Source organism: Paenibacillus qinlingensis (genome assembly GCF_013204845.1).
GTDB classification, from domain to species: domain Bacteria; phylum Bacillota; class Bacilli; order Paenibacillales; family NBRC-103111; genus Paenibacillus_E; species Paenibacillus_E qinlingensis.
Genome location: NZ_JABMKY010000009.1, coordinates 262498 through 283447, shown reverse-complemented (window position 1 = coordinate 283447; position 20950 = coordinate 262498). Strand labels below are relative to the sequence as shown.

Below are 20950 nucleotides of genomic sequence, written 5' to 3'. Positions count from 1 at the left end.
TTGTACCCCTCCTCATGTAATTAAATTCTAACATACATATATGACAACAGGTGACATGATTCTAAAGGTATGATGATACCAGAGTTAAGTTCATACAGTTTACTATCTTATATTTGAAGGAGTTGGTTCCATGAGTATGAAAAATCAACCATTACGCAATCAAATCGCTTTGGTCGCAGGAGCGACTCGAGGAGCAGGACGCGCGATTGCGGTCGAACTCGGCCGTGCTGGCGCAACGGTCTATGTGACAGGACGTTCGACGAGGGCAAAACGCTCGCCGATGAACCGACCAGAGACGATTGAGGAAACGGCGGAACTTGTTACGAAAGCAGGTGGCGCAGGCATTGCAGTCTGCATGGATCATACGAGGGAAGAGGATGTCGTGGCACTGTTCGATCAAATTAAGAGTGAACAGCAGGGTCGGTTGGACATTCTAGTCAATGATCTCTGGGGAGGGGACCCGCTTACCGAATGGGGCAAAGGATTCTGGGAGACTCCGCTTGCAAACGGATTGTTAATTCAGAAACAAGCTGTTCACTCTCATATCATGACCGCTTATTATGCAGCTCCATTGATGGTCGAACGCAAGGCTGGGCTTATTGTTGAAATTACAGATGGCGTCGGCTATCACTATCGGGGTAACTTGTATTATAGTCTGGCTAAAATCGGAGTTTCCCATTTGGCGCAAGGGATGGCGGCAGATCTGAAACCTCACGGTGTGACAGCACTTGCGGTGACACCGGGCTTCCTTCGATCGGAGGCGATGCTGGAGTACTTCGGGGTGCAGGAGGAGAATTGGCGAGATGCTGCGGAGCAGGACATCCATTTCCTACAATCCGAGACGCCATACTTCGTTGCTCAGGGGATCGCTGCACTCGCTGCTGATCCGCAGGTGGCGGAGAAAACCGGCCAACTGCTCAGTTCTTGGTCTTTGTCCGACGATTACGGATTCATCGATGTCGATGGGCGTAGTCCACATTGGGGAAGATACGCGAAGGAGAATGGGTTCTGAGTAGGACTCGCCCATTCTCCGCGCTGTAACGGGCCAACTCCGCCCAACCATCAAGCTGCAACGGTAAAAACATGCTTACAGCGTTGGCGCGGGGCGAATCCACCCATGCCCCCAGCTGTAACGGTGAAAAACGCGCTTACAGCGTTGGCGTGGGCCGAATCCCCTCACCCCCAAGCTGTAACGGTGAAAAACACGCTTACAGCGCTAGTGCGGGCGAATCCGCCCACCTCCCAAGCTGTAACGGTGAAAAACACGCTTACAGCGCTGGAGCGGGGCGAATCGGCCCACCCCCCCAAGCTGTAACGGTGAAAAACATGCTTACAGCGCTGGTGCGGGGTAAATCGGCCCACCCCCCAAGCTCTAACGGTGAAAAACACGCTTACAGCGTTGGCGCGGACAGGTGTATGCGATTTGGTAGCGTCAAAGTTGCAAAAATACACTTATTTCCGGGGAGAACAGCTAAAATTGGATGAATGCGTGCATATGAGCAACCTTTTTCGCCAAATAGGTGCGCAAATGATCCGAGCAAGCGGAAATTGTTGCACTTTCGCACGCATTTTTCCCAGAGGGGCTATTCCGAAAAAAAAGGATGCTCTTTTGCACTTTTGCCGCGGGATGACAAGTTGATGCCAGCAGTTTATCGCACTAATAATCAACGCAGAACCCAAATCAGACCTAACTAGGTACAATTGTACCTGATTAGGTCTGTTAGACGTTCAGCACTTTATTCACTTATTCTTTTATTCACTTATTCATTTTTTCATTTTTTCATCATGCTTATTTATTCTTATAAGCTTCCGTCATCTCTTGCACAATTTTCAGATACGTTGGATCTGCCTTCGTCTTGGCAACGAATTCGTCCCACGCGGCCAAGGATTCCTTGCCCATGATCACTTTGATTTTCATATCCAAAATTTTCTTGTTTAATTCAGGACCGCTCGTTAAGTTGGTTTGTGAAATGAGGCCGTAAGCGACATTCGGTTTACTGAAAGCGCCACGGTCATCAATAATTTTTTTGCTGCGATCATAGAACTCTTTGGGAATACCGTTGTAGTAAGCGCGCGTATATTTATCGTATTTCTGAGCAATTTGCAGGAGATTATTGGAAACATCAGGGATGTTGTCCACTTTGGCTTGTTCGGTTGCTGTTTTAAATCCATCCTTGATCGTATAATGCTTGTCAAGAATGCCATAAGCGGCGAGATCTGCGACATCATCGGATAAGATTTTATCCATAAAGCCCAAGAGTTGTTTCATTTTGGCCTCAGGCACCGTTTTCGGAATGACGTACATACCGAAGTTCCCCGAATCTTGCGCGGCAAATTTATTTCCGTCTGGCGTCATCAAATAAGTGAGTGGGAATGAATCTGCTTTCGGATCAATTTTGCGCATCGCATCTGTGTAGAGCCATTGTGGATTAAGGGCAGAACCGAGTACACCAGCCTTGCCACCCATGTATTGCTCACGTGCTTGAGAATTCTTGATCACAGCGAAATCTTGTGTTAGCACTTTCTCGTCATATGCTTTTTTGAGCCATTCTAATGCCTTGCGTTCCGTTGGCTCTAAAGCAGCGATGACAATTTGATTATTGGAAAGTTTCCAAAACCCATTATTGTTGTTAAATACATCTTCAATCCATCCGTATAAGCCCATGCCATCCGCATCAACTTGACCTGTGATCCCAATGGTATCCGCTTTACCGTTACCATCTGGATCTTTTTCGGTGAAAGCTTTCAACACAGCATACATGTCATCCATCGTTTCGGGTACTTTCATACCAAGCTTATCTAACCAATCTTTACGAACATGTACGCCCCAAGCACCTTCTAACGGACGAGGACGAGGGATTCCATAATTTTTTCCTTTTATTTTGGCATTGTCCCAAACCACAGTGGGCATCGCACTTAAAGTTTTATAGTCTTTAATATATGGCGTAATGTCCCAGAAAGCGCCGGATGTCGCCATTTGGACAACCTGTGAATCAAAAACATTCATCACGAGACTAAGATCGGATAAATCGCCGGAAGCCAGCATGACCTTCGTTTTCTCCGAGTATGTGTTAACGGGTACCCATGTGATATTCAGCTTCGTATTGGTTTTCTTCTCGATCTCTTGCAGAATAGGATTCGATGGGTCAACGGCTTGAGCCCCCTGTTGATTCGTGAACATGGAGATCTTGACAGGCTCGTTACTCGTAGCTTCGGCTTTCTTATCCGTTGTTGCTTCTTGTCCAGAGCTGCAAGCTGTGAGCGTTAAGGCAGCGATCACGCCGATAACAGTGCCCTTTGTAAATACGTGTTTGTTTGTGTTCAAATGAATCAACCTCCCATGGTTATCATACAATTTCTCATTGAACTTATAAACCTGTCTGCCATCGCGATACGTTCCCGAAATCTGTTAACCCTTAATCGAACCGACCATCACCCCTTTAGCAAAATGTTTTTGAAGCAGCGGATACACGAGTAGAATAGGAACTGTCGCGATGACAACTGCAGCCATCTTCAACGTATCAGTCGGAATGGCAATTTCCCCAACCATGCTATTGGCAATCTCTCCAGATGAAGAGGATGAGGAATCAATAAGGAGCTGTTGAAGCACAATTTGCAAGGGCCGAAGATCGGGCTTGGTGATATACAGCACAGCAGAGAAGAATGTGTTCCAATAAGCGACGGCATAGAAGAGTCCAAATGCGGCAAGCGAAGGTAAGGATAAGGGTAAAATAATTCGGAACCACACCCCCATATCCGTTGCACCATCGATCTTGGCCGCTTCTTCGAGCTCATCGGGGATGCTGTCAAAGAAGCCTTTCATTAAGATCACATACCAACCACTTGTCAGCACAGGTAAAATTAGTGCCCAGATCGTATTGATCAGATGTAAATCTCGAACAACGAGATACGGGGGAATGATCCCTGGGTTGAATAAAGTTGTCATCAAGATTAGAATAAGCAGCACTCTTCGGCCTTGAAGACGTTTTCTAGACAAGGCATACGCGCCGGCAGATGTAATGATCAAGCTTAGGGCAGTACCGACCGTGGCTAGAAAGGTGCTGACACCAGCTGCCTGGATAAAGACATTATTGGAAAACAGATATCGGTAGGAGTCTAGAGTCCATTTTTCAGGAAAGATAACAATGGTTTTCTGTAAATACTCAATCGGTGATGTGAAAGAGACAGCAGTTATATAATAGAAAGGGAATAACATGACGATAGCCACAAGAATCAATGCAGCTAAAATACTTCCCTCAAACCACTTGTCGGCTGTTGTACGTTGATTCATGGGTGAGACCTCCTAATAGATGCCGTCATCGCCAAATTTCTTGGCAAGCCGGTTCGTTAAAACGACCAAAATGACACCCACAATGGATTTAAACAAACCAACAGCCGTGCTAAAGCTGAACTGAGCTTGTTGAATACCGCTGCGGTACACATACGTATCAAACACATCTGCGACATCCGAAACAGCGCCGTTCATCATGAGATAGACCTGTTCAAACCCTACATCCATCATATGCCCGATGCGCAGAATGAGCAGAATGATAATGACATTGCGGATTGCAGGAAGTGTGACGTGCCATATTTGGCGAAGTCGCCCTGCGCCATCCATGCGAGCTGCTTCGAAGAGTTGGGTATCTACAGAAGCGATGGCAGCCAAGAAAATAACGGTACCCCAGCCGACTTCTTTCCAGATGGATTGCAGCGTAAGTAAGGCCCAGAACATGCCCTGACTTGTTAAGAAATTGATTTTGTCATAACCAAGAGACTCTAGAAATTTATTCACAAAACCGCTCGAAGTCGATAGCATCAAGTAGGTTATTCCTACAATAACCACCCATGATAAGAAATGCGGCAAATAAATAATAGATTGAATGATGCGTTTCACCCATTCTTTGCGTACCTCATTCAGCATGAGTGCGAGTACGATCGGTAAGGGGAAGAAGAAGATCAAGTTTAGTAAATTGATAGCGAGCGTGTTGCGTAATAATAGGAAGAAGCTGTCATTCGAGAAAAAACGTTCAAAATGCTGGAATCCGACCCAGGGACTGTTCCAGAAACCCAGATAAGGCGAGTAATCTTTGAAGGCGATCAGAACGCCCCACATTGGAAGATACTTAAAGATAAGGAAGTAGGCCAACATGGGAGAAGCGATAAGGTACAGCATGCGATCTCGTTTCAACCCCTGCCATACACGCCTGCTTTGCGAGAGAGAGGGGGTAGATGCGGGTTGTCTTTCACGAGAAAGAGTTGTGTGTGTTGTTTCGGTTTTCATCATTTTCACCTTTCCCAGAAGAAGTAGTTTCGGTCTCTTGGCTTTACTATAGGGAAGGAGCTAATTTCCGACAATTAGACAGTTATTCTAAGATATTTCCTAGCGTTTCACTTTTCAGCAAAGCTCATTTCCTGTCATTGGACATTCATTCTTAGCCTGTTTTTAATGATTTTCCCTTTGCAGATGGCTTTTTTTTCTTATATGATGGATGGACAACAGGTGAAAGACAAACATCGAATGTTGATAGGGAGGCGTAATGAGCATGCGGAGACAGCATTATCAACGGAAGGGATTTCTCATCGCCATTATTAGTGCTTGTCTACCAGCAGCGATTATCGGAATGATTCTCTATGTGGTTGGCACGCAGCAAATTGAAGCAGAGGCACAGAAAACGCATCGCAATCAAGTTGCCTACGCAACAGAGCGGATCAATGAAAACCTAAACCATTTGGAATCCATCATGGCCCAGTGGTCATTTAATTTAAATTTAAGCAGTAGTTATAAGGATTTGGATCTCTACAAAGATTACAAAAGTACGCGCTCGATTTATCAAGCGCTATCCTGGATTAAAGCGTCAGATCCACTTATTCAGGAAGTAACCCTCTATCTGGACAAGCAGCAAGTGCTGATCAAGGAAAGTACAGGTATTGTGGGCATTGAATCCTTGGAAGAGAAGCAGTTGTACCGTGCATTGGCTTCGTATCAGCGTGATGTCTATTGGACGAATCGGCTGGTGCCGCGCAAAGAGAACGTACCCTATACGTTAGTTGTGCGTATTCCAGGGGGACTTGTAGAAACGGAAGCCGCGTTAATGATTGATGTAAGCGCTAAACAATTAAATGCGCTCATCGCCGAATTAGATTCGGAAGGGACAGGAGCGACCCTGCTCATGCAGCAAGATGGGGGCATTGTTTCATTGGGTGCAACGGATATTGGTCAGCCAACCGAGCTAGATCAGACTTTGATGAAATCGGTTCTAGGGCAAAAGACAGAGCATGCTTCCTCTGTAGAATCTTGGGATGGCGAAGCTTATTCGGTCTCCTATGGTCAGATGAAGCGAATCGAGAATATGTGGATCATAGCCGCCGCTACGCCACTCGAACAAATGACCAAACCCGTCCAGACGGTGTCACGTGTCATGATCATGACCGGCTGCTTCGGAATCTTATTGGCTTTATTTCTTTCGTGGTATTCGTATCGCCACATGTACCAACCTGTCCAACGGCTGATGCAGCAGCTATTACCAGGCAGAACTGCCGTTACGACAGATGAGTTTGCAACCATCGCCGATGAGTGGAAGCACCTTTCGCGCGAGAGCCAGATTTTGCAGGAGCGGGTTGATCAACAACTGCCTTCCCTGCGGGAAAATTTCCTCCTCCAACTGTTACAGGGACATCTTTCTTTTCTGAGTGAAGTCGAACTGGCCGATCGCATGGCGCAGTATGGGTGGGAGGTGTCAGATCGTGTATTTGCCGTGCTAGCCGTCCAGATGCATGGTATATATCGATCCGAAGGCAAATTCTCGCAAGGGGACGAACAACTTGTTACTTTTGCCGCGGTGAACATTACGCAAGAGTTAACGAAGGGGAAAGGCATGGAGGCGAACACGGTTAATTTTCAAGATATGACGCTCGGGATACTCATTCGACAACCTGTGAATATGTCCGTAGAAGGCATGCAATCAAGTCTATTTCATTTGGCAGAAGAGCTCGCTCACACCTTGAATAGTTTGCTTAAGTTGGAAGTTACTGTAAGTGTTGGAACGCGTACAACGGAGTTGCGAAGACTTCCTGTTCTATTCGATGACGCGCGCAGTGCGCTGAATTATCGAAAAATTGGGGAGGAACAGCAGATTCTCGATGTGAATGAACTCATTCCAGATGGGCATGATGCCATTCACTACCCTTTCGAAGAAGAGAGTTTGCTCCTTAAGGCTTTGCGTTCAGGGAACGAAGAGGAGTTAAATCAGCGATTGGATGAGTTTCTCCGTCTATTGAAGAATCAATCCGTTATTGAACTTGGAGTTCGGCAAGGGCTGCTTCAATTGTGCAGCAATATGCTGAATACCATTATGATTTCCGGCTTTAATCCGCTTACGTTGAATGAAGGGCTGGATATGTGGGAACAACTAGCCGAAGTTCGAGAGCCAGAAGCGGTGCTTGCTTGGATGAAGCAGCATATTATTGAGCCGTATGTGTTACGCTTGCACAGCACGCAAGATATGCAGCTGAAACAGCTCGTTGAGAATGTGCTGCAAACGATTCATACGAATTATGCCACAGATATTTCGCTTGAAGCCTGTGCTGATTTGCATGGCACCTATTCCAAGAAACTAAGTCTCGGCTTTAAACAAGTAACCGGGCAGACGTTCATCGACTATTTGACACAGTTCAGGCTCAATCAGGCAAAGAAGCTGCTTGTAGAGACAGATGAAAAAATTAATGATATTGCGATACAAGTGGGTTATCAGCCTCCTTATTTCAACCGGTTATTCAAAAAGTATGAAGGTATTACGCCAGGTCAATACCGCGAAAAGGCGGATCAGGTATGAGTGATGAATTTCTGACGAGCTTTACACCTAGAATTATCGATGTTGTGGAGCGGGATCCGGCCTTTTGGGAAGATTTTAACTATCTATTATTGCGGGATAAAACCAAATTGCATACACTGTCTTATGTGTATCATGGTGCAGGAACACTTGAGATTGACGGGGAGAAGTATCAACTTCAAGCGGGACATTTGTTTCAAGTGCGGCCTGGCGTTAACATGCGAATCACAACGGATCCGAAGTTTCCCGTTTGTTTTATTTCTTTTCATTTTTTGTATCGCTTAGTACGATGGGAAAATGGCGAAATGCTGTCCGTGGACAGTATAGCGAAGTTGCCGATTTGTGGAGATGTTTTTCCAATAGGGCAAGTAAATATTGAAGAATCTTTTCGCAAAGCATTCCATCTGTGGCAGTCCAAAAGCAAGAACTATGAATGGCTTGTGAAGCTAGAATTTCTAAATAACGTCCAGGCCGTGAATGAGCTTGCTAGTAGGGAACTCGAACAGAGTTCAACAGCAAGTATGATTGAGAAGGCTTCAGCTTATATTCGAACCAACTATCAAGAAAATATCACCCGGGAAATAATTGCGGAGTATGTCTCGTTATCTCCAGGTTATTTATCCATTACTTTTAAAAAGCATACGGGAGTAAGTCTGATTGAATATGTGACGAAAATCAGGTTGGATAGGGCGAAATTTTTGTTGAAGAGTACGAAACTGCCCGTAAAACAAATCGCGGATGACTGCGGGTTTACAGACTCTTTCTATTTCTCACGTATTTTTTCCAGAGATACAGGAATGAATCCACGGGACTACAGGAACGCATAGTGCGGCTAATATACAATGAATAAAGCGACATCGGAAGCTTCTTGTCGAAGCTAGGGTGGCGCTTTTTCTCATGAAAAAATAAAACTCTTGACTTCCATTTGGTGATATGCAGGTACTTGACTGCCGTGTGCTATATTAAAATAACTAAACCTAGGAGGCAGCTTATGTTTCAGCAAATGAATCAGACTTATTCAGGCGTTAACTTTGGCACACAAGATTTAAGATATGGCGAGCTTATCAGTTGCACATTTGACGGATGCTCGTTTGCGAATGGTTCTTTAGAGGAAATTAATACTAGTCACTGTCGCTTCATTGCGTGTGACTTTCGCGGAGCTTCGTTAAATGGCTCTCTACATAAAGAATCCGCGTTTGAAAATTGTAGCTTTAGCAGTGCTAATCTGTTTGTTACGAAATTCGAGAACTGTAAAATGTTGGGATCTGATTTCTCGAACGCGAATTTGGATGGCATTACGATTGACCGGGGGGATTGGTCCTACACCAATTTACGGCATAGTCGATTAGTTAGACAGGATTTGCGCGGGGTTAAATTTCATGAAGCTGATTTCTCCGGATCCAATCTGGATAGGGCTGATTTAAGAGATTGTGATCTGAGTATGGCGAACTTCGCCAAAGCCAATCTGCAAGGCGCTGACGTTAGAGGCGCCATAATGGCTGGCGTAGATTTCAAAACCTTGACCATCACCGGCTTGCGTATGGATCGAGAGCAAGCTGTCTTATTCACGCTTTCGCATGGTGCTAAGATCAATGGATGATTGATTTATGGTATAATGTCTGTACGCAAGAGGAGGTGAGGATGACGAATGGCGATCTTTCATTACAATCAAGAACGATTATTCCGGAAGGATCCGGATATACATCTCATGCATTGGGGCAAAGAGGATTGTAAACCCGGTCATACCGTAGGGCCAGGCGTTCGTGATATGTACAAAATTCATTTTATTCATAAAGGTACGGGATTTGTCCGTATCGGAAATGGGACACATCAGCTGAATCCAGGGCAGGCATTTCTTATACACCCACATGTGATTACCTATTACGAAGCAGATCAGGCAGATCCTTGGACATATTCGTGGTTTGGCTTTCAAGGGGCACAGGTTGAATCCATTTTATCTCGAACTAGATTGTCGCCGGAGCAGCCGGTTTTTTCGATGGATCGGAAAGTTATGCCGACGATGTACGAACAATTAACGGACGCGAATGCTCATGCTCATAGTGCTGATTTACAGCTGAAAGTTATTATGTATGAATGCATGACGGCATTACTTGAAGTGGCTCCCGCCTCTTCGGTTGGTGATGTACTTCCTAATAGATGGGATAGTTATATGATCCAAAGTATGGAATTTATTCATGCTCATTATAATGAGCCTATTTCAATCGAGGGGCTTGCTGCACTTCTGAAGCTGGATCGCAAATATTTCTCGGCTATTTTCAAAGAGGCGACAGGGCTGCCTCCCCAGCAATATCTCCTGCAATATCGGATGAATAAAGCAAGTGAGTTACTGGAGAAGAGCAACTATGCCATAGGGGAAATTGCTAACTCAGTCGGCTATCAAGATCAATTGATCTTCTCCAAAATGTTTAAGAGAGTCAAGGGCGTATCCCCTAAACATTTTCGGAATCAGATATCACAGAATGCTTGATGATCAAGAAAATTGAGCTCTTATGCGTTCAGAATCTTATCGATTTGGTCTAATTCTTCTTGGGTAAATGCAGGAGCTTTCAATGCTTCAACCGCATCTTCGATTTGGCTGACTTTGCTAGCTCCGATAAGAGCTGATGTGACACGACCACCGCGCAACACCCATGCTAATGCCATCTGAGACATTTTCTGACCGCGTTCAGCTGCAAGTGTGTTTAATTGTCTGACCTTCGAAATTCTTTCTTCATTAATATCGGATTCTTTAAGGAACACACTGGAGCTTGCAGCGCGTGAATCCGGTGCAATACCGTTCAAATAACGGTCGGTAAGTATTCCTTTGAACAGGGGTGAAAAGGCAATCGAACCGATTCCTTCTTCTTCCAAAACATCCTGAAGACCATCCTCAATCCAACGGTTCATCATGGAATAACTCGGTTGATGGATCACGCAAGGCGTCCCAAGTCGCTTCAAGATACGGGAGGCTTCTTTCGTTTCTTCAGGCTTATAGTTAGAAATACCAACGTATAGTGCTTTGCCTTGTTGCACGATTTGATGCAAGGCAGCCATCGTCTCTTCAAGCGGTGTATTTGGATCTGGACGGTGATGATAAAAGATGTCAACATAGTCTACTTGCATCCGCTTCAAGCTTTGATCTAAACTGGCAATCAAGTTCTTCTTGGAACCCCATTCCCCATAAGGCCCCGGCCACATGTAGTATCCCGCTTTCGTCGAAATAATAAGTTCATCTCGATAGGCAGCGAGATCACCTTTGAGCATCTTCCCAAACATTTCTTCTGCTGAACCCGGTGGCGGCCCGTAATTGTTCGCTAAATCGAAGTGTGTAATCCCCAGATCAAACGCACTCTTGAGCATCGTTCTGCCATTCTCAAACGCGTCAATCCCGCCAAAATTATGCCACAGTCCTAACGAAATCGCCGGAAGTTTCAGGCCGCTGCGACCACTCCGGTTATAAGTCATTGAATCATATCTGGATGTACGAGCTGAATAACTCATCATTAAACCTCCTAATGGTGTGAATAAGTTACATTTTAGAGAGATTTGATTCATAAGACAATGTTCACAAGGATGTTATTTATGTCCTAATGTCTGTTTATATGTGGCGTTCTAAAAAGTTGTATTGCAACTTTGATGAAGAGAAGCTACAATTTTTAGTAAATTCGTTTGCGGAATGGATGGTGAGCTTGTTTTGAAAATGCCTTTCATTATACGTCTTTTCGATAGTCGCAAAAGTGCGCTTTCAACGATCATCGCCTCCAATTTATTCATCCTATTGATACCGCTTGCAATGGGACTTTTCCTGTATACAAAAGTAGAACAAAGCTTGGAGAAGAGCTCGACAAGATCCAATGTGGCCATGCTCGAGCAGCTGAAACTGTCACTCGATAATAAATTGTCGGAAGTGGATACGTTAATGCGCCAAGTCGTGTTCGATCCGAAGTTGGACTATATGCTGCGAATCCCAGCCAACTCGAGTGATGTTGATAAATATGAGTTTATTCAATTCATGCGAGACAAGATGAGTAAATATCACAGCATGACCAGTAATTTTATCCTTGATTATTATGTTTATTTCGCAAATAGCAATACGATTGTCAAATCGGATTTGGTGACGGACTCATCGACCTTTTATTCGATCTATTATGCTTATAAGAACATGACGTATGAGGGCTGGCAACAGCTGCTCAGCAAGGAACATAAGATGTCTTATTTACCGGTATCTTCATTATCCAACGGTGTAGATCAATCCCCGAAAGAAGTCATTACCTATATACAATCACTTCCTGTTCAATCGCAATCACAAAATCTTGGGAATTTTATCGTGTTGATTGACGTCGATCAGGTTAAGCAACTGTTCGCGCAGCTGGAATCAGCGAGTCATAGTTCCGTTTATATTATTGATAACGCAGGCAAAACAATTATGAGCAACAGTGAATTACCATTTCCATCTGATTTGCTGGGGCGTGTTCAAAAGAACACGGGGCCGTTTGATTACCGGCTTAAAGGTGTGGATCAAGTGGTTTCCGTGACTTCCTCTCAAAAAGCAGGATGGAACTATGTATCGATCATGCCCAACGATGTTTTTATGCAGCAGGTGAATCAAATTCAGAGTTGGTCCATTGGACTGTTCATTCTATGCTTGATTTGCGGGTTAGTGGCTGTCAGCATCGGGGCTTATCGCACGTACAAGCCACTCCAAAAAACAGTTCACGCGATTATGCGCGGGAAAGAAATGATCTTGCGTCCTTCCTCGAATGAATATGAGTTTATTCGGCAAACTGTCGAGGGCTCCATTCATGAAGAGAAGAACCTACGCATGACCTTAGCGCAGCAAGTTCCTTTTATTCGAGCGAACTACTTGTCTCGTCTTCTCAATGGTTATATGGATGTGGATATATCGGTCGAAAATGGAGATCGGCTTCAATTCATGGATTTACAATTCACAAGTGACAGCTTTGCAGTACTCATCGCAAAGATTGAGGATGTTCATTTCTTAGGAGAAGAGGATGAACAGCAGTGGGCTCATGCAAGGTTTATCGTCTCTAATATCGGTACGGATCTCATTGCGACGAATCATAGAGGATTCTCCGTTGAACTCGATCGAGATCGCATTGCGTTTCTCATTAATCTGACGACAAATAAGGAGAGTGTGGCCCAAGCGAATATCCGCGAAATTGCGGAATTGCTCCTCAGCATCACCTCTCAAAGATTCCATATGGGCCTAACCATCGCAGTTGGCGGCATTCATACAGGCCCCAAAGCGATTCGTGATTCTTACCCAGAAGCACTAGCAGCACTTGAGTACAGGCTGATCGTAGGTAAGCAGGCAACGATTCATTTTCAGGATATTCTCGAGGTAAAACAGCATTATTATTATCCGCTTGAAATCGAGATACAGCTCATTAATTTTGTGCGCAGCGGTGATACCGAGAATGTTGAAAAGGTTCTCGATAAAATTTATTCCATGAATTTCGATTCCAGTCAGATCACGCCAGAATTAGGCAAAGCCTTGTTCTTCAATGTGACGAGTACGCTCTTGAAAATTATGAACTCCACGAATACCAATCAGGAAGAAGTGCTTGGCGTAGGTTTTGATCCCATTAAAGAAGTGTTTAGTTATCCAACTGCCCAAGGCATGTACACGAAAACCAAGGAGCTTTACGAGACGCTGACACGTTCCTTTAATCTAGAACGATCTGATCACAGTTCACTGCGTCTTCAGGAAATTGTCCGTATTGTACACGATAATCTAGGCGACTCGAACCTTGGGGTTGCACAAATCGCTGAACGTATCCAGATGACACCGCAATATTTATCCACTTTTTTTAAGAAGAATCAAGGGCAGAATCTGTTGGATTACATCACGCAGAAACGGGTTCAGCAGGCGAAACAGTTGATGGAGAACAGGGAACTAACGATTGTACAGATCGCTCAGAAGGTCGGCTACAATAATGATGTCGTGTTCATCCGAGCCTTCAAGAAGATCGAGGGCGTTACACCGGGGAAATACCGGGAGAGCATGCTGCCGGATATCATCGGCGCAGACACATGAAAAGCAGCCTCTTGAGGCTGCTTTATTTGATTCGCAGAGGCAACTGACGATTTCTAAGACGGACTGATGATTTCTCTTGTAGCCCGAATTTCTTACTAAAATACAGCGGAAATGAGATCTAGACAGTATTCATATCGTGCCTGGAGAAGCATACTTGGGAACAGGTGCTGACGACGATAACCGCTTCTCAGTTCCAAGCAAGCTTAGTGTTACTCATATAAAGGGAGGCAAGAAAAATGAAGAAAACATTAAAACAAGCTGGATCCGTTGTATTACTATCTGCACTAGTCATTTCGGTAAGCGCATGCGGTGATGATACGGGTAGCACTAACTCATCAGCAGCGCCCCAGTCAAGTACAGAAGCGCAACCGCCTAAATTGACGAAATTAACGTATTGGGTAGCTAATCACTCGGCAGCCTCAGGTCAAATGAAAACATACGCAGAAATGGGCATGTATAAGGAGCTCGAAAAAGCTACTGGGGTCAAGGTTGACTTTCAGCATCCACCACTTGAGGTACCGCAAGCACAAGAGCAATTCAATCTCATGATTGCGACAAATGAGCTGCCGGATGTCATTGAAGCGAGTTGGGGAGCAACAAGCGGAGCCGTTATTCGTTATCCAGGCGGACCGGAAAAAGCGATATTAGATAAGAAAATTATTAAGCTGAATGATCTCATCGATAAATATGCCCCGAATCTGAAGAAGCTGCTAGCTGCACATCCAGATTGGAAAAAGCAGATATCCACAGATGAAGGAAGCATCTATGCGTTCCCGTTCTTGCGTGGTGATGATAAAGTCAGAGTGTTCTTCGGTCCATCTATTCGCCAGGATTGGTTGGATAAATTGGGGTTGAAGATGCCGACAACCATCGACGAGTGGTATACCGTGCTGAAAGCTTTTAAAGAAAAAGATCCCAATGGCAATGGCAAAGCGGATGAGATTCCAATCTATCTGGATAAAAATTTATTCTCAACAGACGCTCCTTTCCTAGGCGCATGGGGCATTAACTACAGCTTCTATCAAGATGGCGGCACGGTTAAATACGGTCCGATTCAGCCTGAATATAAGGAATTCCTGGCAACTATGAACAAATGGTACAAGGAAGGCTTACTGGATAAGGATTTCGCAGCTCCGAACGATAAATTATTTGATAACAAAATGACGACCAACCTCTTGGGGGCAACGGCGTCCTTCAATGGCGGGGGCATTGGGAAATATGCCGGTCTCATGAAGGATAAAGATCCTAAGTTCGATTTGGAAGCAGCTCCATATCCGGTATTGAAAGCTGGCGACAAAGCAATTTGGGGACAAAAGGATTTTGCCTATAACGGTGTTGGGGCAGCCATTTCGGCAGTGAACAAAAACCCAATCGAAACGGTGAAATGGCTCGATTACGCTTATGGAGAGAAAGGCGATCTGCTGTTCAACTACGGTGTAGAAGGTACGAGCTATAAGATGGAGAACGGCAAAGCAACCTTCTTACCAGAAATTTTGAACCCGCCAGCAGGAACAAGTATTCAACAATCGATTGCCAAATATAATCGTGCGACATGGAGTGCGCCTTTCGTGCTGAGCGATAATTTCCAAATGCAATATCTCGCGTTGCCACAGCAGAAGAAAGCCTTGGAAATTTGGTCGAAACCAACAGCAGAGCGTAAGATTCCGCTCGTCTCTCCAACGCAGGATGAAAGCAGCAAGTTTGCTTCCATCGTGACGGATATCCAAACGTATCAAGACGAAATGCTGTTGAAATTCATCATGGGTGTGGAACCGATTGATAACTTTGATTCCTATGTGAAAAAGATTAAGAGCATGGGCATCGATGATGCTACGAAGATCCAGCAAGGGGCTTTGGAGCGTTTTAACAAACGCTAAGGCATGGTGTAACTGGGGATGAACAAGGCGATTAGGGTTTATCCCCTTTTTCTAAGTAGAGACACTGAATGAAAGGGTAGGGGAAACGATGAGGCAAAGCCATGCACCTATAGAGGCCGCACAGGCCATAAAGACAACGAAAACCTATCGCAATCCGACTGTTCTGGAAACCATACGTAGGGATTTGAAACGCCATTGGTCCATTTATGTCATGGCCATTCCTGTTATTGCGTATTATTTAATTTTTCATTATGGACCGATGTACGGATTGCAAATTGCGTTTAAAGATTTCTCCCCAGCGAAAGGGATTTTGGGAAGTCCATGGGTGGGCTTTAAACATTTCGAGAGTTTTTTTAACGGGATTTACTTCTGGCGATTAATCAAGAATACCATCTTAATTAACTTGTATGATTTGCTGTTCGGCTTTCCGGCAGCGATCGTTCTTGCGTTATTGCTTAACGAAATCCGCCATAGCGTGTTCAAAAGAGTCGTGCAGTCTATCTCCTATTTGCCGCATTTCATTTCAATTGTTGTTGTGGCAGGGATGATGATTGACTTTTTGAGCCGTAATGGACTCATAAATCAAATCCTAGGCAGCTTTGGCATCGAATCGATTGATTTCTTGCAAAAAGAAGGCTGGTTCCGCTTTCTATTCGTTTCCTCTGGCATCTGGCAAGGCATCGGCTGGGGCTCCATCGTATATTTGGCGGCGATGTCTACTATTGATCCAACACTGTATGAAGCAGCCAGGATGGATGGCGCAAACCGCTGGAAGCAGACGCTGCATATTACGATACCAGGCATCATGCCAACAATCGTTATCTTATTCATTTTGCAAATGGGGAATATGCTGACGGTTGGCAGTGAAAAGGTGCTCCTGTTATACAATCCACTGACCTACGGAACAGCCGACGTGATATCGACCTATGTATATCGCAAAGGGGTACTAGAAGCAAGTTATAGCTTTACAGCAGCTGTGGGTCTGTTCAACTCGGTGATCAGCTTTATTCTGATCGTAACGGCCAATAGCTTTTTTAAGCGGATTAGTGAGAACAAACTGTGGTAAGGAGATTTGCATATGAAACTAACCCGTGGAGAGCGCACATTCGGCTACTTCAACCTATTATTCATGCTCATACTTTGCGCGGTCACCTTATATCCATTCTTGTACGTGGCACTTGCCTCGCTTAGTGATGCGACATCGCTACTGCAGCAACGGGGGATTATGCTGTGGCCAGCAGGCTTTGATCTTGGCGCCTATAAAGCCGTCTTCGAGAACCCAATGATCGTGAAAGGGTATCAGAACACGCTCGTATACGTATTTCTCGGTACGGCGATAAACCTACTTATGACGGCAATTGGCGCTTACGTATTGTCCAGGCCGAATCTCTACTTCAAGAATATCATCATGTTTTTTATCGTCGTGACGATGGTGTTTCATGGGGGACTTATTCCTAGTTACCTGCTCGTGAATGATCTCGGCATGATGAATACCATGTGGGCTATTCTCATTCCAGGTGCGATCAACACGTTCAATATGATTATTATGCGTACTTCTTTTCAAGGCATCCCAGTCAGTTTGGAGGAATCCGCTAGAATGGATGGCGCAGGAGATTGGAAGATTCTATTCCGCATTGTCATCCCGCTTTCGATGCCGGTCATTGCCGTTATGATCTTGTGGTATGCGGTAGGACATTGGAATTCCTACTTTAACGCCCTCATTTATTTGCGAAATAGGGAAGCTTATCCCCTCCAGTTAGTACTCCGTGAAATTCTGATCTCGAACAATACGGATTCCATGATGTCCGGTGGAGGCGACGATAAATATGCAATCGGAGAAACTATTAAGTATGCTGCGATCATGGTCTCGACATTGCCTATCATCTGTTTGTATCCGTTTCTTCAGAAGTATTTTGTGCAAGGCGTGATGATTGGGGCCATTAAGGAATAGATACACGTCGTATCACCGCGAAAGATGGACAGAAGGAGAGATCTATGTGAGAGGCGTTACATACGAGAATGCGCCGAGCAGCTGGAATGAGGCTTTACCGATTGGTAACGGACATTTTGGAGGCATGGCCTATTTCGAGGATAACAAACTGACACTAGCGCTGAATCATTATGAGGTTTATTATCAGAAGCTCCATCGTTACAGTCAGAAGTACCGCAATGGGGATGGGCCTGATTATACACGACAATATGGACGGACATCGGATGAACTGAGCACACTGGCAACAGAAAGGTATCGTAATCCTGAGCAGGGACCCATATTTCTATATGGTGATGCATTATCTGCCAATAGTATGTACAGGAAATATGGCAAGGCTTCTGGCGGAACATCGCACTACCCAACTGGTGAGATAGGGCTTTTTCCTTCAGCGGAGCTGGAACAGCCTGATGAATATTCCTTAAGGCTTGATGTTGAAAAGGCTGTAGTTCACCTGCATGTGGCGAAGGATCATCAGCAGCTTGACGTGAAGACGAGAATTGCGCAGGATGGCGACTTGGTCATCACAGAGATCAAGCAAACAGCGTCATCCTTGTTGCAAGCTGTTACGCTGGCAGTTCCCCAAGGGCGATATGTCGATATGAATGTGATCTATTGTGGGCTGAATGAAACGACTTTCTACTACCAAGGCAGCTTTTATCCCGATGGTGAGAATAAGGAACAATATGAACCCTTCAGTTTCATCGTAATGATGAAGATAATCGGAGCCAGGGGCCGAATCGATAGTTCGGAAGGCTCCCTCCGAATTGCTCTTGAGGATGCAAAGGAAGAAATAACCTTGCTGGCTACCGTGGTGACGGAGGAGGAAACGAAGGAACTGCTTCCTACTGCTCAAAGGAGACTGAATGAGGCATCATCCCAAGTACAGGAGCGAATAGCCTATCATCAAGATCATTGGCTCAGTTTCTGGTCGCGTTCCTCTATCATTTTGCCGGATAAAATGGTAGAAGAACTCTGGTACATCAATTTATATGCGATCGCCTGCTGTAGCGGAAAAGGCGGCAGAATGCGCGAGCAAGCATGCGGCTTGAACGGATTATGGGATATTAAACAGCCGACCAAATGGGGCAGCATGTGGTATTGGGATGTGAATATTCAAGCGGCGTTTTGGCCGCTTTATACGGCTAATCATCTCGAAGTTGCGGAAGCTTTCAATGAAGGGCTGCTATCCTACGTTGATCTAGCGACACAGATGTCAAGGCAGTTTCATGGTCTGGAAGGCATTGCCGGAGATTACCCGCATGCGCTGTATGTCAGCATTTGGCCTTGGTGTGCGCAATTCCTGTGGGACTACTACCGATACAGTATGGACCATGATTTCCTTAAGGTTAAAGCGTACCCGTTATTTAAGGGGATTGCACGCTTTTTCGAAGGCTATTTGCAGGTGAATCCGAAGTCAGGCTTGTATGAGATATTCCCGGATATTTCGCCGGAACAGGGGCCTTTGACCCGAAACTCAACCTGTAGTCTATCGACAGTCAACTATGTCTTGAAAATCGCGATTGAAGCGAACGAACGACTAGGCGAAGATGAGGCCGATCAACTGAAGTGGAAACATTTAATTGATAATTTGGCTCCTTATCCTACAGCTGATTCCAAGCGCTACGGGGATGTCCTGCGGGATTCCGAGTGGGCACCTGTTGACTTGCATTTGCGGCATCCTTCGCTGCTTATGCCGATTTATCCGATCGGGGAAATCAATAAAAATAGTGAAATTACATGGAGGAAAAGAGCAGAGAATACGCTTCGTTATGCGGAACATCAGACGGAATTTGGCATGTTTCAGTTCGGATGGCTCTCCTGTACCGCCTCTAGATTAGGCAAGGGAAATACGGCACTTCGACTGCTGTATGAGCAAGGCATTGACTTGTCACTCCGCAGCAACGGTCTGTTTGCAGAAGAAACCGAACGTTGGATGAACTACTGCAACATCACGAATGAACCTCTGTATCATCCACATATGATGGAGGCTTCGGGAGAAATGGTAGCTGCGGTGAACGAAATGTTACTGCAAAGTTATCAAGGCGTGATTGAGGTGTTCCCAGCATTACCCTCGGGCGAGCCTGAGCATGAACGGGCCATTGGTATGTATGACCATCATGTGGCGGAGAAGGTAAAGCCATATGAGCAATGGAGCGATTGCTCCTTTCAGGGATTGCTTGCTGTAGGGGCATTTGAAGTGAGTGCAGAAAGGAAAGACGGTCGCACGACTTGGGTGACGATCCGAAGCAAGGCAGGGAACAAGGTTACTCTACGTAACCCATTTGATACGGATAAACACTTCGTAGTTTTATGTAAAGTCGGTTCTACGTGGCGTACCATTGATGTCGTGCAGGATAATGAATGTATTTCATTTGAGACCGAGCAGGGAGGGGAGTACGCCATACATCCGGTGTTGACAGCTTTTCAGCCTGAGCACTATGCAGCAGAGTCCACTAGTCTAACGGTGAAGAAGAATGATCCCTTGGTTCATGTAGCCCATACCCATCGACGAGTATTCCTTGGCAAAAATCGAGACACGCAGCACTACCGAATGCTTGACCATTTTACTTTCGATTATTATTCAGGTAATCATCGAGAATCCAGACTGGCTGCCTATCGGCTTGATTTTGGCGTAGCCTCGCATGTATTGGAGAAAGAATATACGCATGTGCTGCCAAGACAGGTCCATATGGAAGGCGTTCTCGGTCAAACGTTTCGTAAAATAACCCCAGAAACCGTGTTCCAGTCTTATACCGGGATCGGATGGGAAAACAGGATTCATCTCGAAGCGATGGATCGTGAAGTGCCTGACGAGCTGCGCAGGGACTTTATCGGCGGAACGTGTGAAGCCACATTTATCGTGGAGCTTCCGAAGGGACGTTATGATTTGCTATTCGTAACTGGCGACAATGATGCACCGTCCTACACGGAGCTTGAAGTCGTTGGGCAAATTACGTGGAAGCCTGAATTGGCATTGAAAGGCGGGCAATTTGCCACGGAGATACTGCCCGTCACACAGAGAAAGGATGGATATGTGAGAATCAAATTCAACAGCTGCAATGGCATGTCGTGGCGAGTAAACGTGTTGATTATCAATAAAAATTACACGTACTTATAGAAGGAATTACTGAAAGGGGGTGAGTTATTTCTGAGGTAGGTTAAGTGATTGTTGCGGGGCCAATATGAATAACATGGA

15 protein-coding genes are annotated in these 20950 nt (G+C 45.2%); 11 read left to right on the top strand and 4 right to left on the bottom strand.

What is annotated here, in order from left to right:
• The first annotated feature begins 136 nt into the window (after positions 1 to 136).
• Together HQN88_RS18495 and HQN88_RS18490 are read left to right on the top strand one after the other, a co-directional pair.
• A complete protein-coding gene (locus HQN88_RS18495) occupies positions 137 to 1012 on the top strand; it encodes an SDR family oxidoreductase (RefSeq protein WP_173115235.1) in 876 nt (291 codons plus the stop codon).
• Between the two features lie 105 nt (positions 1013 to 1117).
• A complete protein-coding gene (locus HQN88_RS18490) occupies positions 1118 to 1315 on the top strand; it encodes a hypothetical protein (protein WP_173115179.1) in 198 nt (65 codons plus the stop codon).
• 474 nt (positions 1316 to 1789) lie between these two features.
• On the opposite strand, the gene HQN88_RS18485 is transcribed toward HQN88_RS18490, so the two are convergent.
• The 3 genes from HQN88_RS18485 to HQN88_RS18475 all read right to left on the bottom strand — a co-directional run bounded on the left by HQN88_RS18485 (position 1790) and on the right by HQN88_RS18475 (position 5281).
• A complete protein-coding gene (locus tag HQN88_RS18485) occupies positions 1790 to 3325 on the bottom strand; it encodes an extracellular solute-binding protein (RefSeq protein WP_246320310.1) in 1536 nt (511 codons plus the stop codon).
• 84 nt (positions 3326 to 3409) lie between these two features.
• The gene (locus HQN88_RS18480; protein WP_173115177.1) at positions 3410 to 4291 is read right to left on the bottom strand and encodes a carbohydrate ABC transporter permease; all 882 of its coding nucleotides are present in this window, start codon (positions 4289 to 4291) and stop codon (positions 3410 to 3412) included.
• Between the two features lie 12 nt (positions 4292 to 4303).
• Positions 4304 to 5281: an ABC transporter permease gene (locus HQN88_RS18475; RefSeq protein ID WP_173115231.1), complete on the bottom strand. Its 978-nt coding sequence runs from the start codon at positions 5279 to 5281 to the stop codon at positions 4304 to 4306.
• 262 nt (positions 5282 to 5543) lie between these two features.
• Between HQN88_RS18475 and HQN88_RS18470 the strand changes: the two genes are divergently transcribed.
• The 4 genes from HQN88_RS18470 (at position 5544) to HQN88_RS18455 (ending at position 10317) form a co-directional block, all read left to right on the top strand.
• Positions 5544 to 7832, top strand: coding sequence for an AraC family transcriptional regulator (locus tag HQN88_RS18470; RefSeq protein WP_173115174.1), 2289 nt, complete (start codon positions 5544 to 5546; stop codon positions 7830 to 7832).
• Positions 7829 to 8656, top strand: coding sequence for an AraC family transcriptional regulator (locus HQN88_RS18465; RefSeq protein ID WP_173115171.1), 828 nt, complete (start codon positions 7829 to 7831; stop codon positions 8654 to 8656). Before HQN88_RS18470 ends, HQN88_RS18465 begins: the two co-directional genes overlap by 4 nt.
• 164 nt (positions 8657 to 8820) lie before the next feature.
• A complete protein-coding gene (locus HQN88_RS18460) occupies positions 8821 to 9429 on the top strand; it encodes a pentapeptide repeat-containing protein (RefSeq protein WP_173115168.1) in 609 nt (202 codons plus the stop codon).
• A 48-nt stretch (positions 9430 to 9477) separates the two neighbouring features.
• On the top strand, positions 9478 to 10317 hold the full coding sequence (locus HQN88_RS18455) for an AraC family transcriptional regulator (protein ID WP_173115165.1): 840 nt from the start codon (positions 9478 to 9480) through the stop codon (positions 10315 to 10317).
• A gap of 20 nt (positions 10318 to 10337) precedes the next feature.
• Here the strand turns inward: HQN88_RS18455 and mgrA are convergent, their stop codons facing one another.
• Positions 10338 to 11330: an L-glyceraldehyde 3-phosphate reductase gene (mgrA, locus tag HQN88_RS18450; protein WP_173115162.1), complete on the bottom strand. Its 993-nt coding sequence runs from the start codon at positions 11328 to 11330 to the stop codon at positions 10338 to 10340.
• A gap of 199 nt (positions 11331 to 11529) precedes the next feature.
• Here mgrA and HQN88_RS18445 point away from each other — a divergent pair, with 199 nt between their 5' ends.
• The 5 genes from HQN88_RS18445 to HQN88_RS18425 all read left to right on the top strand — a co-directional run bounded on the left by HQN88_RS18445 (position 11530) and on the right by HQN88_RS18425 (position 20872).
• Positions 11530 to 13887 (top strand): helix-turn-helix domain-containing protein, encoded by a 2358-nt coding sequence (locus tag HQN88_RS18445; protein ID WP_173115229.1) that lies wholly within the window; start codon positions 11530 to 11532, stop codon positions 13885 to 13887.
• 236 nt (positions 13888 to 14123) lie between these two features.
• Positions 14124 to 15764 carry a type 2 periplasmic-binding domain-containing protein gene (locus tag HQN88_RS18440; protein WP_173115159.1) on the top strand — a complete coding sequence of 547 codons (1641 nt, stop codon included), beginning with the start codon at positions 14124 to 14126 and terminating at the stop codon, positions 15762 to 15764.
• Between the two features lie 88 nt (positions 15765 to 15852).
• Positions 15853 to 16830 (top strand): ABC transporter permease, encoded by a 978-nt coding sequence (locus HQN88_RS18435; protein ID WP_173115156.1) that lies wholly within the window; start codon positions 15853 to 15855, stop codon positions 16828 to 16830.
• A 12-nt stretch (positions 16831 to 16842) separates the two neighbouring features.
• Complete coding sequence (locus tag HQN88_RS18430; protein WP_173115154.1) at positions 16843 to 17715, top strand: carbohydrate ABC transporter permease; 873 nt, start codon at positions 16843 to 16845, stop codon at positions 17713 to 17715.
• Between the two features lie 46 nt (positions 17716 to 17761).
• Positions 17762 to 20872 carry a glycosyl hydrolase family 95 catalytic domain-containing protein gene (locus tag HQN88_RS18425; protein WP_173115152.1) on the top strand — a complete coding sequence of 1037 codons (3111 nt, stop codon included), beginning with the start codon at positions 17762 to 17764 and terminating at the stop codon, positions 20870 to 20872.
• Positions 20873 to 20950 lie beyond the last annotated feature (78 nt).